Annotated in this window: 10 protein-coding genes; 5 read left to right on the forward strand and 5 right to left on the reverse strand. The window is 46.2% G+C overall.

Annotated elements, in window-relative coordinates; translation table 11 throughout:
• The coding region (locus MiAbW_RS15110; RefSeq protein WP_172967383.1) for a WD40 repeat domain-containing protein at positions 1 to 485 on the forward strand (485 nt) is incomplete at its 5' end.
• A 130-nt stretch (positions 486 to 615) separates the two neighbouring features.
• Here the strand turns inward: MiAbW_RS15110 and dxs are convergent.
• The 5 genes from dxs to MiAbW_RS15135 all read right to left on the reverse strand — a co-directional run bounded on the left by dxs (position 616) and on the right by MiAbW_RS15135 (position 7,943).
• Positions 616 to 2,526: a 1-deoxy-D-xylulose-5-phosphate synthase gene (gene dxs / locus MiAbW_RS15115; RefSeq protein WP_151696780.1), complete on the reverse strand. Its 1,911-nt coding sequence runs from the start codon at positions 2,524 to 2,526 to the stop codon at positions 616 to 618.
• 73 nt (positions 2,527 to 2,599) lie between these two features.
• Positions 2,600 to 3,370 (reverse strand): nickel pincer cofactor biosynthesis protein LarB, encoded by a 771-nt coding sequence (larB, locus tag MiAbW_RS15120; RefSeq protein WP_151696781.1) that lies wholly within the window; start codon positions 3,368 to 3,370, stop codon positions 2,600 to 2,602.
• A gap of 167 nt (positions 3,371 to 3,537) precedes the next feature.
• Positions 3,538 to 5,286: a ribonuclease J gene (locus tag MiAbW_RS15125; RefSeq protein ID WP_151696782.1), complete on the reverse strand. Its 1,749-nt coding sequence runs from the start codon at positions 5,284 to 5,286 to the stop codon at positions 3,538 to 3,540.
• Between the two features lie 237 nt (positions 5,287 to 5,523).
• Positions 5,524 to 6,417: a 4-hydroxy-tetrahydrodipicolinate synthase gene (gene dapA, locus MiAbW_RS15130; RefSeq protein WP_151696783.1), complete on the reverse strand. Its 894-nt coding sequence runs from the start codon at positions 6,415 to 6,417 to the stop codon at positions 5,524 to 5,526.
• 488 nt (positions 6,418 to 6,905) lie between these two features.
• Positions 6,906 to 7,943: an aspartate-semialdehyde dehydrogenase gene (locus tag MiAbW_RS15135; protein WP_151696784.1), complete on the reverse strand. Its 1,038-nt coding sequence runs from the start codon at positions 7,941 to 7,943 to the stop codon at positions 6,906 to 6,908.
• A 324-nt stretch (positions 7,944 to 8,267) separates the two neighbouring features.
• Here MiAbW_RS15135 and tig point away from each other — a divergent pair, with 324 nt between their 5' ends.
• The 4 genes from tig to MiAbW_RS15155 form a co-directional block, all read left to right on the forward strand.
• The gene (tig, locus tag MiAbW_RS15140; protein WP_151696785.1) at positions 8,268 to 9,659 is read left to right on the forward strand and encodes a trigger factor; all 1,392 of its coding nucleotides are present in this window, start codon (positions 8,268 to 8,270) and stop codon (positions 9,657 to 9,659) included.
• 225 nt (positions 9,660 to 9,884) lie between these two features.
• Positions 9,885 to 10,586: an ATP-dependent Clp endopeptidase proteolytic subunit ClpP gene (clpP, locus tag MiAbW_RS15145; RefSeq protein WP_002797385.1), complete on the forward strand. Its 702-nt coding sequence runs from the start codon at positions 9,885 to 9,887 to the stop codon at positions 10,584 to 10,586.
• Positions 10,587 to 10,596: 10 nt separating this feature from the next.
• A complete protein-coding gene (gene clpX / locus MiAbW_RS15150) occupies positions 10,597 to 11,931 on the forward strand; it encodes an ATP-dependent protease ATP-binding subunit ClpX (RefSeq protein ID WP_151696786.1) in 1,335 nt (444 codons plus the stop codon).
• 162 nt (positions 11,932 to 12,093) lie between these two features.
• On the forward strand, positions 12,094 to 12,666 hold a 573-nt coding region (locus tag MiAbW_RS15155; RefSeq protein WP_151696811.1), incomplete at its 3' end, for an alpha/beta fold hydrolase.

Raw genomic sequence — 12,666 nt, forward strand, 5'->3', positions numbered from 1 at the left:
CTGGTCATTCTAACTGGGTTAGGTCAGTGGTATATAGTCCCGATGGTCGCTATTTAGCTAGTGGGAGTGGTGACAAAACTATCAAAATTTGGGAAGTAGCAACGGGAAAACAATTGCGTACTCTTACTGGTCATTCTAACTGGGTTAGGTCAGTGGTATATAGTCCCGATGGTCGCTATTTAGCTAGTGGGAGTGGTGACAAAACTATCAAAATTTGGGAAGTAGCAACGGGAAAACAATTGCGTACTCTTACGGGTCATTCTAACTGGGTTAGGTCAGTAGCATATAGTCCCGATGGCCGCTATTTAGCTAGTGGGAGTGGTGACAAAACTATCAAAATTTGGGAAGTAGCAACGGGAAAACAATTGCATACCCTTACGGGTCATTCTAACTGGGTTACGTCAGTAGCATATAGTCCCGATGGCCGCTATTTAGCTAGTGGGAGTGATGACAATACTAGCAAAATTTGGCGGGTGGGACGGTAAACTTGTGTTTGGGGTGACAGCAATAACTTTTGTCTATCAAAAATGAGCGCTGAAGATGATATTATCTAGAGCAAAAAAAGCCAGTCTTCCCTAATTTTTCGGAAAAACTGGACAAGCTAATCTTGAGATTTTAACCGACGTTAGCGGTTTGTTTTTGGCTAAAAAATGCCGCCAAAACCTGTTCGGCAATCTGGGGACTGGTTAAACCCAAATCAGCGAAGGATTCCTCTGGTTTTGCGTGGTCTACTAATTTATCGGGAACCCCGAAACGCTTGACTGGAACTAGAATATTAGCATCCTGTAAAGCTTCCAAAACCGCAGAACCAAAACCACCCATTAAACAACCTTCTTCCAAAGTCACCACTTTACCAAGACGTTGGGCAAGGGGAAAGATAAGTTCTGTGTCAAGGGGCTTGACAAAACGAGCATTAACCACTGTAGCTTCGATGCCGTGTTCGCTGAGGATTTCGGCCACTTGTAGGGAAGTGTTGACCATCGTGCCGTATCCTAACAGGAGAATATCATCGCCACTGCGGAGAATTTCGCCCTTACCGATGGGTAAAGCTTCCCAACCTTCTTCCATCAGGGGAACCCCTAAACCGTTGCCCCGGGGGTAACGCATGGCAATGGGGCCGCTGGTATGATTAATCCCCGTCACCACCATTCTTTGCAGTTCTGCCTCATCTTTGGGGGCCATAATGGTCATATTGGGGATACAACGCAGGTAGGCGATATCGTACATCCCCTGGTGGGTTGGTCCATCGGCCCCGACAATACCGGCCCGGTCCATGCAGAAGAAAACCGGTAGATTTTGAATGCAGATATCGTGAATAATCTGATCAAAAGCCCGCTGCAGGAAAGTAGAGTAAATGGTGACAACCGGACGCATTCCTTCGCAAGCAAGACCACCAGCGAGAGTAACGGCGTGTTGTTCGGCAATTCCCACATCGATGTACTGTTTCGGTAGTTTTGCCTGAAATTTATCTAATCCCGTCCCAGTAGCCATGGCGGCGGTGATACCGATAATGCGCGGGTCATTTTCCGCCAATTTAGTGAGAGTATGCCCGAAAACTTTAGAATAAGCGGGAGGTTTCGGTTTACTGGAGGGAATCGGTTTACCCGTGGCTAAATTAAAGGGATTTTGGGCATGATAACCCACTTGATCTTTTTCGGCCCATTCGTAGCCTTTGCCTTTAACGGTGGCAACGTGGACGAAAACCGGTCCGTGTACCTTATGGGCCTGTTTGAAAGTGGCGATTAATTCGGGAATATTATGACCATCAATCGGGCCAAAATATTTAAAGCCCAATTCTTCGATGACTGCGCCAACTTTGGGAACTGCTAACCGTTTCATCCCTTCTTTGACTCGTTCCATTTCGGGAGTGAGGGAGTCACCGAAGAAGGGTAGATGTTTAAATTGTTCCTCGAGATTATCGGCGATAAACTGGACGGGATCGCTCAGACGAACTTTATTGAGATAGCGGGAAATTGCCCCGACGTTGGGGGAAATGGACATCTCGTTATCGTTGAGGATAACCATGATGTTGGTGTTCGGTAAATGTCCAGCATGGTTAATCGCTTCTAGGGCCATACCCCCAGTTAAAGCGCCGTCCCCGATGATCGATACCACCTTGAAATCTTCCCCCTTGGCATCCCGGGCTAAAGCCATTCCTAACCCCGCAGAAATGCTCGTAGAGGCGTGTCCAGCCCCAAAATGGTCAAATTTGCTCTCGCAACGTTTTAGATAGCCCGCAACGCCGTTTTTTTGGCGCAGGGTGTGAAAATCGTTATAGCGGCCGGTGAGGAGTTTGTGCGGATAAGCTTGGTGTCCCACGTCCCAAAGGACTTTATCCCGATCGAGATCGAGGGTTTGGTAAAGGGCGATCGTTAGTTCTACGACCCCTAACCCCGGTCCCAAATGTCCACCGGTAGCGGCGATCGTCTGGAGGTGTTTTTCGCGAATCTGACGGGCAATATCTTCTAATTGACGGAGTGATAAACCATGTAACTGGTTGGGATGAGTAATTTCACTTAGGTGCATATCGGCTTCTTTTTCAAAGTAGTTTATCCCTATACTCACTGTATAGGATTTCCAGCCTGAGATGAAGGAAAATCTAGGCTAATCTGGCCGCCGTGCGTAAAATTTGACCGGCTAACATGGCGGCCCCAAAACCATTATCGATATTAACCACACCGATACCGACCGCGCAGGAATTGAGCATAGTTAACAAAGGAGCAATACCACCGAAACTGGTTCCGTAACCGATACTGGTGGGAACGGCGATCACCGGGCGATCAACTAATCCTGCTACCACACTTGGTAAGGCTCCTTCCATTCCCGCAACAACAATTAACACATCAGCAGCATCCAGTAGATGGCGATGATTCAAGAGGCGATGAATTCCCGCTACTCCCACATCCCAGAGACGCTGCACGCAAAAACCGCATAATTGAGCAGTAACCGCCGCCTCCTCCGCTACGGGAATATCGGCAGTTCCCGCCGTTAGGATGGAAATTATGCCCTTTGGGGGATTTTCTGGGGCGATTGCGGCAATGGCACAGATGCGGGCTAAGGGATAATAAACTAAGTCTGTTACCTGTTCCTGTAGCTGGGCTGCTATCTCTGCTTCAATGCGGGTGGCCATAACCACGGGACTATTTTGACGCAAAACACCGATAATTTGGGCGATTTGAGCGGTGGTTTTACCCGGTCCCCAGATAACCTCCGGAAATCCCGTTCTTAGTTGACGATGATGGTCAATTTTAGCGAAGTCTTCCACCGGTTCAAAGGCCAGATGTTTAAGTTTATCTAAAGCTGTCTCCGGGTTAATTTCTCCCCTGGCAACGGCGGTCAGCAGCGATCGCAAATCGGCAGGATGCAACATGATCAGTTATCAGTTATCAGTTATCAGTGGGTAAGTTAACAGTTATCAGATTTGAGTTTTAAGTGAGCAGTATGTGTTAAGTGACCAGTATTAAATAGCAGTTTCTTGCCATCTTTTCACTGTTTACTGCTCACTGATTACTGCTCACTGTTTACTGATCACTGATATTAAGAGGCCATGGTGGCTGCGGGACGGCGGCGGCGATAAGTACGATTGTTCGCTGGTTCCGTTGCCGCCGCTTGCAGGAGGAAAATCACTAGAGGTTGACTCTTTAACTCCCGTTTGATTAAACGTTGCAAAGTCGTCTCGATTTCGGCCCGCAAACCGGCCCAATCCTGGTCCCCCGTGGCGGTTTTAAATTCACCAATGCGATCGCTTAAACAGCGTTCGATCGCCCGAATAATTAACTGATTCAGCAGCGGGATTTCCACTTTTGTCACCACACCGCGCAAATTAATCTCTGGATGTGCGCTTAATTGTCCCTCCCCGTTAACGAAGGCGGCGATCGTAATCACACCATCTTCGGCTAACTGTTGTCTTTCCTGCATAATGTGTTCGTGGACCACACCCGCTTGATCAACTAACTCGATTCCCGAAGGTACTGGTGCGCCGAGGCCAATGCGATCGCCAGTTAACTCGATCGTGTCACCATTTTTGACAATTACCATATTTTCGGCGGGAATCCCCATACTTTGGGCCATCTGAGCGTGTTTGACCAGCATTCGGTGTTCTCCATGCACTGGCACAAAAAACTTCGGCCGGGTCAAAGATAGCATCAATTTATGGTCTTCTTGGGAACCATGGCCGGAAACGTGAATTCCCTTATCGCGTCCGTAAACCACGTTAGCTCCCTGCATCATCAGGCGATCAATTGTATTGACCACAGCGATCGTATTACCCGGAATCGGATTAGCGGAAAAGACAATCGTATCCCCCTGACGCACACGAATATGAGGATGTTCACCCTTAGAAATCCGCGTCATGGCCGCCAAAGGTTCCCCTTGAGATCCTGTAGTTAAAATGACGATTTTATCATCAGCTAAATTGCGGGTTGCCTTCAAGGGTTCAAATAGATCATCGGGACATTTTATATACCCCAAATTACGCGCATGAGCGATGACATTTAACATCGATCGACCCACTACCACCACTTTCCGGTTAAATTTCTGGGCCAATTTCAACACCAGATTAATCCGATGCACCGAGGAAGCAAAGGTAGTAATCATAATCCGTCCCGTTGCTTGGTTAAAAACCCGCTCTAAACCGGGATAAACGGAAGCTTCCGAGGGAGTATAACCGGGTACTTCTGCGTTAGTGGAATCACTCAATAAACATAGCACCCCTCTCTCGCCGTGTTCGGCAAGTTTTTGCAGATCAAAAAATTCGCCATCCACGGGAGTATGGTCAATTTTAAAATCTCCTGTGTGAATAACTACCCCTAAAGGAGTGTGAATTGCTACACAAAAACTATCGGCGATCGAGTGGGTATTGCGGATATATTCCACCATGAAAGATTTACCTAAACGCACCATTTGCCGAGGAGCAACGGTTTCTAATTTGGTACGATTTGCTAATCCTGCTTCTTCCAATTTATCCCGCAATAAAGCCATCGCTAGGCGCGGACCGTAGATAATTGGTACATCAAATTGTTTGAGATGGTAGGGAATGCCACCGATATGATCTTCGTGACCGTGGGTGACGATCATGCCCTTAATTTTATGGCGATTTTCTCTTAGATAAGTAATATCGGGAAGCACTACATTGACCCCGTGCATATCATCGGAGGGAAAAGCTAAACCAGCATCCAAGAGAATAATCTCATCATCGTATTCAAAAACACAGGTGTTTTTGCCGATTTCGTGTAATCCTCCTAGGGGAATGATCTTTAGTTTTGCTTGGGTTTTATCTTGACTCATTAGGTATCCTTTGATGGTAAGTTATGATGATTTTTCAGGTGGGTTTTGTGGACGGGAAATCTCAAAAAATGAATAGTTAGAATAAGTCTAACTAGGAGAATAACACCTAGTTAAATTCACTTATGTCAATACTTTCTATCCGTTCTAAACTATATTTTTTTCTAGTTAAGCTATCAACATTATAACCTATTTCTCGAAAAAATCCTAGTTTAGTTAGCCAAATTTTCTAGTATTTTTCTAAATTAAAGCCAATTCTTGCATAATTTTTGCTAATCCTTCTTCTAGTTCGGGACTTAAGGGACATAAAGGAAGTCTTAGACCCCCCACATCCCAACCGACTAGATTTAAGGCCGCTTTAATTGGAATTGGATTAGTGGCACAAAATAAACCTTTAAACAGGGGAAATAATTTCAAATTAATCTCGATCGCTTTGGCCGCATCTCCAGTTAAGAAAGCTTTAATCATCCCTTGTATTTCTTCTCCCACTAGATGACTAGCAACACTGACCACTCCCACCGCACCACAGGTTATCAGGGGCAAGGTGAGAAAATCATCGCCAGAATAAATAGCGAAATTTTCAGGAGTATGACAGTAAATCTTGCAGGTTTGTTCTAAATTACCACTAGCTTCTTTTACCGCCACAATATTATCAACTGCTGCCAGTTTAATAATCGTTTCTGGGGTCATATTTTGACCCGTGCGACCGGGTATATTATAAAGCATCACCGGCAGATCCGGACAAGCTTTGGCAATGGTGCGAAAATGCTCATATAAACCTTCTTGGGGAGGTTTATTGTAGTAGGGAACCACTTGTAAAGAACCATCTAAACCCAGTTTAGCAGCCTGTCGGGTCGCTTCGATCGCTTCGGAAGTGGAATTAGAACCCGTCCCCGCAATCACTTTTCCCCGACCATTAACCGCTTTTTTGACAATACTAAATAGTTCGTATTCTTCCTGCCAACTGAGGGTGGGTGATTCTCCCGTCGTCCCACAGACCACTATACCATCGCTACCGTGAGTAACTAGATAATCGGCCAATTTTTCCACCAGGGCATAATTAACTTGACCCTCGACGGTGAAGGGAGTCACCATCGCCGTAATTACTCGTCCAAAATATGTTGTTTCACTCATTGATCAGTTATCAGTTATTAGTTATCAGTTTCTGAAGGCAAGAGGCAAGAGGCAAAAGACATAATCTGGCAATTCTCCTACCTAAAAAGAAGGTTATCAACTAAGTACATTGTAGCTTTTAGCTTAACAAATTAGGTTTTAGATTCAGTCCTTGTTATCGGGTTTTGAGCGATCAACAATCAGCCTTTATTTATCCGATTAATTAGCTATTTTTCTAGTTAACCTCTTGCATAATTAATTTTTGAGGGTTCAAAAACGGCACAAGTAAGGATTAAATTGCCTAAAATCTGTAAATAGACCATTTAATTGATTATTATTCATTCTTAATCCTCCTGACTACTGACTACTGGCTCCGTTCTGACCTCGGCGTGAGCTTTTGTCGAACGCTGATCTCACGGCCGAAGCCTAACCCTAACAACAATTTTTGATTTTTACCAGAGGTCTAGTTATTATCGCCTCGATCCAGCTGATGGCCGATAGCTTAATTATTACACTGTTGCTAATCTTGAACCGACGAGATTTTTCTTGACTAAAAGTTCCGCAATTTGTACGGCATTTAAAGCCGCACCCTTGCGAATTTGATCGCCGCATAGCCACAATTCTAGACCGTTAGGATGGGAGATATCTTGACGAATGCGTCCCACTAACACTTCATCGCGACCGGTGGCATCAATTGGCATGGGAAAATAATTAGCCTCCCAATCTTCCACTAATCTTACCCCCGGAGCAGACTCAAGAATTTCTCTGGCCTTCACCACAGAAAAAGGCCGACTAAATTCCAGGTTAACCGATTCCGAATGGGCCCGCAGGACCGGAACCCTCACACAGGTGGCACTAACCCGCAGCTCTGGACAAGCAAAAATCTTGCGGGTTTCGTTGACCATTTTCATTTCTTCCTCACAGTACCCTTGACCATTAATCGGGGTATTGTGGGGAAAAAGATTAAAAGCGAGGGGATAGGGGAAGGAATTAGTGGGAGGTTGCCGATTGTCAAGAATTGCTTGTGCTTGTTGTTTTACCTCCTCCATCGCTCGCGCCCCAGCACCACTAGCCGACTGATAAGTAGAAACTACTACTCGCTCGATCGCCTGTACTTGGTGAAGAGGCCAGATCGCCACTCCTAAAAGAATTGTCGTACAGTTGGGATTAGCGATAATGCCCCGGTGATTGTCCACACTGTCGGGATTGATTTCCGGGACAACTAAAGGCACTTCGGGATTCATGCGAAAAGCGCTGGAGTTATCGATAATCGTCGCACCGGACTCGACAATAGTTTTCGCCCAAGCTTTTGAGGTGGATCCCCCAGCAGAAGCGAGAACGATATCCACGTCCTGAAAAGAGCCCTCGTTTACCGATTCGATTAGGAGACTTTCGCCCTGAAAATTGAGGGTTTTTCCAGCAGAACGCTCGGAAGCGAGTAATTTTAGACTAGCGAGAGGAAAGTGACGACTAGCTAATAACTCTAGTAATTCCGTTCCCACGGCCCCGGTAGCCCCTAAAATAGCGACCCGTACTTTTTGACTCAAATTATGTAACCTCCTGACGAGTTGGGTGATGATAATAATCCGAAGAAATCGTTAAGGTAAAAAATCTTTTTTGTCCACCGAGTTATTCTAAAACTTGGATTGATCGGCTTTTGATCAGCAAAATCTTCTGATTGGGCTGAACTGCCCCAAGGACGGAATAAATTAAATATACCCCATTGACCGCTAAAATAAAAAGATTGTGAGAGCTTGGGGAGCAACTGCAGCTATTCCCCTAGAATATCATGAGCGGGACGGATCCACCGCAGGCGTAAACACCGCTCACCCTATTATAAACGTTCCTTGTCGTAAGAGCTAGAAAAATCGATGAAAGTTATTCAGGAAAAGCTTCCTGCCAGTCAGATAGGTTTAGAAATTGAAATTCCCGCCGAAACCACGAAAAACACCCACGAGAAAGTGGTAAATAATTTAGCGAAGTCGGCCAATATACCCGGTTTTCGCCCTGGTAAGGTTCCCCGTCAGATTCTTCTGCAAAGATTGGGATCTAAGGCGGTAAAAGCGGCAGTAATTGAGGAATTAATCGAAAATTGCCTCGAATCTGCCCTGAAACAGGAGGGGATCGAGTCCCTGGGCAATTCGCAGCTATTGTCTAAGTTTGAAGATTTGATCGCTGCCTATGAACCGGGTAAAGCTTTGACTTTTTCGGTTTCCCTGGATGTCGCCCCGACAATTATTCTCGGAGATTACGAAAATCTGAGCGTTACCGCCGAAGAAACCGTTTATGACCCCGAATCCGTGGAAAATTGGTTTAAAGAGCGTCAAGAACAGTTAGCGACATTGGTTCCCGTGGAAGATCGCGGGGCGCAGCTGGGAGATGTGGCGATCGTTGATTATCGAGGAAAATCCGCCGAAACTGGCGAGGATATCCCGGATATTGACGGCGAAGATCTGCGGGTGGATATGGAAGCAGGACGCTTTATCGAGGGGATGGTGGAAGGAATTGTCGGCATGAAACCGGAAGAAGTCAAAGAGATGACTTTAACTTTCCCGGAAGATTATCCCAAAGAGGATGTGGCAGCAAAAGCGGTAATTTTTACAATTACGATGAAAGAGTTAAAAGCCAAGGAATTACCCGATCTTGACGACGATTTTGCCCAAGAAGTCAGCGATCAGGAAACAATCGCCGAATTAAGAGCAAGTTTAGAGAAACGCTTCCGAGAAGAAGCGGAAAAGGAAACCAAAGACAGCATTTATGAGGCTTTAACCAAGGCATTAGTCAAGGGTGCGACTTTAGATTTGCCGGAAACGCTGATCGAAAAGGAAGTGACACAAATTTTGACCCAAAGCTTCATGCAGTTCCAACAAATGGGGCTAGATGTCAACCAGTTGTTTACAAAAGATAATATTCCCAAAATGCGGGAAAGCACCCGTCCCGATGCGATCGAAAGTCTGAAACAGACTCTCGTGGTGCAGGAATTGGCTAAAGTCGCAGGCATTGAAGTCAGTCCCGAAGCGGTAACGGAAAAAATCGCTAAAATCATGGCGCAATTGTCCGATCGCGACATAGACAGGCAGCGTCTGGAACAGGTGATCACCGAAGAAATCCTGGCGGAAAACACCCTGGCATGGCTAAAGGAAAAAGCCACTATCACCCTCGTCCCCAAAGGTTCCCTAGAGGAGGAAGCAACCGAGGAGGAGGAAACAGAAGAAACCTTAGCAGCCGCAGACGTGGAAGTGTTGGCAGCAAAGGAAGAGTAACCGTAAGGAGTTAGCAGTCCTGTTGGGGTGTTGGGTGTTGGGGGGGGTATTAGTTGAATTCCCCCATTCCCTGATCAGTGATCACTGATCACTGATTCCTGCCAACCGGGGGAAACTTAGGGCATAATAGATGGACAGAAGTGCTAAAGATGCTTAACATTTGCCAGTAAAAGCTCCACAGCCAAGCAAAAATCCTAAGATTGTGATAGCGGAACCGAAAAAATTATGCTCGAATCGAGATCACCTGACTACCCAATTACCAGTAATTGTCGCCCTGCTATCTACGCCAACACGGGGAGAAACTCCCTAGCTAACGTTTTACCCGTGGTAATCGAACAGTCTGGCATGGGTGAAAGGGCTTTTGATATCTATTCTCGACTGTTGCGCGAGAGAATTGTCTTTCTGGGAACCCCCGTCGATGATCAGGTCGCTGATTCGATCGTCGCCCAACTCCTCTACTTGGAGGCAGAAGATCCCGAAAAAGATATCCAACTCTATATCAACTCCCCCGGTGGTTCCGTTTATGCCGGACTAGCTATCTACGACACCATGCAACAAATTCGCCCCGACGTGGCGACAATTTGTTTCGGTTTAGCCGCTAGTATGGGAGCATTCCTGCTTTGTGGCGGCGCAGCCGGTAAACGGATGTCCCTACCCAGTAGCCGGATCATGATTCACCAACCCCTCGGCGGTGCCCAAGGTCAAGCTAGTGATATCGCCATCCAAGCCAAAGAGATTCTCTATATTAAACAGAGACTCAATACCATGCTGGCCCATCACACCGGTCAACCCTACGATCGCATCGCCAACGACACCGAACGGGACTTTTTCATGTCCGCCGTCGAAGCTAAAGAATATGGGTTAATCGATCAGGTGATTTCCCGTCCCGAACTGCCCGATCCTACCGTTCCCGTTACTTCCCTGTAAATAATAAACTATGTCTAAATACGACTCCCACCTCAAGTGTTCATTTTGCGGCAAATCCCAGGAACAAGTGCGAAAATTAATCGCCGGGCCGGGGGTCTATATTTGTGACGAGTGTGTGGAACTGTGTAACGAAATTCTCGATGAGGAATTGATGGAACCGCCCAGTCCGGTCGCCCCCGTGGAGGAACGTCCCAACAAACGGCGATCGGGCCAAAATAAAACCACTTGGGAACAAATTCCCAAACCAAGAGAGATTAAAAAACACCTCGATGACTACGTTATCGGTCAAAATGAGGCGAAAAAAGTGCTGTCTGTGGCCGTTTATAACCACTACAAACGCCTCAAAGATATCCAAACCCAAAAAGCCAGTGGCGGCAATCCGGAAGATGGGATCGAACTGCAAAAATCTAATATTCTGTTAATTGGTCCCACAGGATCGGGAAAAACCCTTCTAGCTCAAACTCTTGCTAAAATCCTCGATGTACCTTTTGCTGTCGCCGATGCCACCACTTTAACCGAGGCCGGTTATGTGGGGGAAGATGTGGAAAATATTCTCTTGCGTCTGTTACAAGTGGCAGATTTAGACGTGGAAGAAGCGCAGCGGGGCATTATCTACATCGATGAAATCGATAAAATCGCCCGTAAGAGCGAAAATACCTCGATTACCCGGGATGTGTCCGGAGAAGGGGTTCAGCAAGCTTTACTGAAAATGTTAGAGGGAACGATCGCCAATGTTCCCCCCCAAGGCGGCCGCAAACACCCCTATCAGGATTGTATTCAGATTGACACCAGCAATATCCTGTTTATCTGCGGTGGGGCGTTTGTCGGTTTAGATAAGGTGATCGATCAGCGTCTCGGTAAAAAATCCATGGGCTTTATTCAACCGGGAGATAGCCAAGCTAGTAAGGATAAGGTAGCGGCAGGGTTATTAAAACAAATGACTCCCGATGATTTAGTCAAATTTGGCATGATTCCAGAGTTTGTCGGTCGAATTCCCGTCCTAGCGGCACTGTCACCCCTGGATGAGGAAGCTTTAATCGCTATCCTGACGCAACCCCGCAACGCCTTAGTGAAACAGTATCAAAAACTGTTGAAGATGGACAATGTACAGTTAGAGTTTAAATCTGATGCCGTCCTAGCGATCGCCCAAGAGGCCTATCGTCGCAAAACCGGGGCCCGGGCCCTGCGGGGTATTGTCGAGGAATTAATGCTCGATGTCATGTACGAATTGCCCTCGCGCAAGGACGTGAAACGCTGTTTAATCACCCGCGAAATGGTGGAAAAACGTTCCACGGCAGATCTATTGGTTCATCCTTCCTCTCTACCCACTCAAGAATCCGCTTAAAGGGAAAAATCGAGGATAATCTCGAAGATGACATCTAGGAACGATTACGCTTGAAATCGTTTCACCGTTCACGGAATGTTTTTCTGGTTCCCCTTACCAGTCGGACACAGATGCGCGACGTTGGCAAAACTCTTGACGAGGATGGCTAGGTATCTAACGATCATGAAAACTCAAATAATCGATAAAACAGTCACTGTCCGCGGTGTTCCCCACTATTACGAGTGGATTCGGCAATCGGAATCTGCCCAGAAAAAGCCGGTGATGGTGTTTATTCATGGTTGGGGAGGATCGGGACGCTACTGGCGATCAACGGCTGCGGCAATTTGCGATCGCTTTGATTGTTTGTTGTACGATATGCGCGGTTTTGGTCGATCTAAATTGCCAGAAAAATCCCCCGATCTTTCCTACGATTTAGAAGAATATGCCCTTGATTTGGCCTTGTTTTTAGATAGTTTGGAAATTGAAAAAATCTATCTCAATAGTCACTCTATGGGGGCATCGGTGGCGACTTTTTTTATTACTATGTACCCCGAAAGTGTGGTCAAAGCAATTTTAACCTGTAATGGCATTTTTGAGTATAATAAAGCGGCTTTTGCTGCCTTCCATCAATTCGGTAAGTATGTGGTACAGTTTCGTTATGATTGGTTTTTAAAAGTACCTTTTGCCGATCGATTATTTATGGCGAGATTTTTGCATCGATCGATCCCAAAATCAGAAAGAATTGCTTTTTTAGAA

The organism is Microcystis aeruginosa NIES-4325 (assembly GCF_008974145.1).
GTDB classification, from domain to species: Bacteria; Cyanobacteriota; Cyanobacteriia; order Cyanobacteriales; family Microcystaceae; genus Microcystis; species Microcystis aeruginosa_G.

What these genes read in the sequence shown, in the direction of transcription:
- dapA (WP_151696783.1), bottom strand. Translation starts at nt 6,417, where the DNA reads ATGAGTGAAACAACATATTTTGGACGAGTAATTACGGCGATGGTGACT.
- clpX (WP_151696786.1), top strand. Translation starts at nt 10,597, where the DNA reads ATGTCTAAATACGACTCCCACCTCAAGTGTTCATTTTGCGGCAAATCC.
- tig (WP_151696785.1), top strand. Translation starts at nt 8,268, where the DNA reads ATGAAAGTTATTCAGGAAAAGCTTCCTGCCAGTCAGATAGGTTTAGAA.
- dxs (WP_151696780.1), bottom strand. Translation starts at nt 2,526, where the DNA reads ATGCACCTAAGTGAAATTACTCATCCCAACCAGTTACATGGTTTATCA.
- clpP (WP_002797385.1), top strand. Translation starts at nt 9,885, where the DNA reads ATGCTCGAATCGAGATCACCTGACTACCCAATTACCAGTAATTGTCGC.
- larB (WP_151696781.1), bottom strand. Translation starts at nt 3,370, where the DNA reads ATGTTGCATCCTGCCGATTTGCGATCGCTGCTGACCGCCGTTGCCAGG.
- MiAbW_RS15125 (WP_151696782.1), bottom strand. Translation starts at nt 5,286, where the DNA reads ATGAGTCAAGATAAAACCCAAGCAAAACTAAAGATCATTCCCCTAGGA.